The sequence below is a fragment of the Burkholderia sp. Se-20378 genome (assembly GCF_017104665.1).
Classification (GTDB): domain Bacteria; phylum Pseudomonadota; class Gammaproteobacteria; order Burkholderiales; family Burkholderiaceae; genus Burkholderia; species Burkholderia lata.
On record NZ_JAAGPG010001207.1, the window covers coordinates 1 to 860 of the forward strand.

General features: G+C 69.9%; 2 protein-coding genes. Both read left to right on the forward strand.

Annotation, left to right across the window (positions count from 1 at the left end; all coding sequences use genetic code 11):
- Positions 1–373: helix-turn-helix domain-containing protein (locus tag G3N93_RS41025; RefSeq protein ID WP_206135638.1), on the forward strand; the 373-nt coding region annotated here is incomplete at its 5' end.
- Positions 374–541: 168 nt separating this feature from the next.
- Positions 542–860 (forward strand): MFS transporter (locus G3N93_RS41030; RefSeq protein WP_206135639.1); only part of this gene is annotated, 319 nt, incomplete at its 3' end.

The following is an 860-nucleotide window of genomic DNA, read 5'->3' on the forward strand; positions in this document are numbered from 1 at the left end:
CGCGCGGCTGTGTGGCGCGCTCCTCGACGAACGCGCGATCCCCGCGCCCGCCTCGGGCCTCGATTTCGCGCGCATCGACCGCTGGCTGCGCGCGCGGCTTGCAGAGCCCCTGCGCATCGCCGATCTCGCCGCGCATTGCGGCTACGGGATGCGCCGCTTTCATCAACTGTTCGTCGACGCGTTCGGCGAAACGCCGCATCGCTACCTGCAGCGGCTCCGGCTCGACGCGGCCGTGATCCTGCTCGCCGACGGCCGGTATCCGCTCGTCGATATCGCCGGGATGGTCGGCTTCGCGGATCAAAGCACGTTCACGCATGCGTTCACGAAGCGCTTCGGCGTGGCGCCGGGACGCTGGCGCGGCGAGCGGCATTGAACGCAGCCGCGGGCCCACACCGGGCACGCATCGACGCACGTAGCAGCACGGTTCGGTAAATCGCGCCACAGCCTGCCGTCGTTCCCGCCCCCCTGCTTCGCATCCGGTGTTTCGACGCTTCACGTTTCGCTGAAACATCGCCTGCCGGTCGCGTCCTACGATTGACGCATGGATACGACCGCCCCCACCCCCGCCTTCCCGTCCGCGCTCGCCCGCGTCGTCGCAACCGTCAGCACCGGTTTCGTCGTCACGCAGCTCGACGTGACGATCGTCAACATCGCGCTCGCGCATCTCGCCGGCGACCTGCACTTGCCGGTTGCCGGCCTGCAGTGGGTCGTCGATGCGTACACGCTCGCGTTTGCAGTCCTGATGCTGTCGGGCGGCGCGCTCGGCGACCGCTTCGGCGCACGCCGCCTGTACATCGCCGGCCTCGTGCTGTTCGCGCTGGCGTCGCTCGCGTGCGGCGCCGCGAGCGCACCAGCGATGC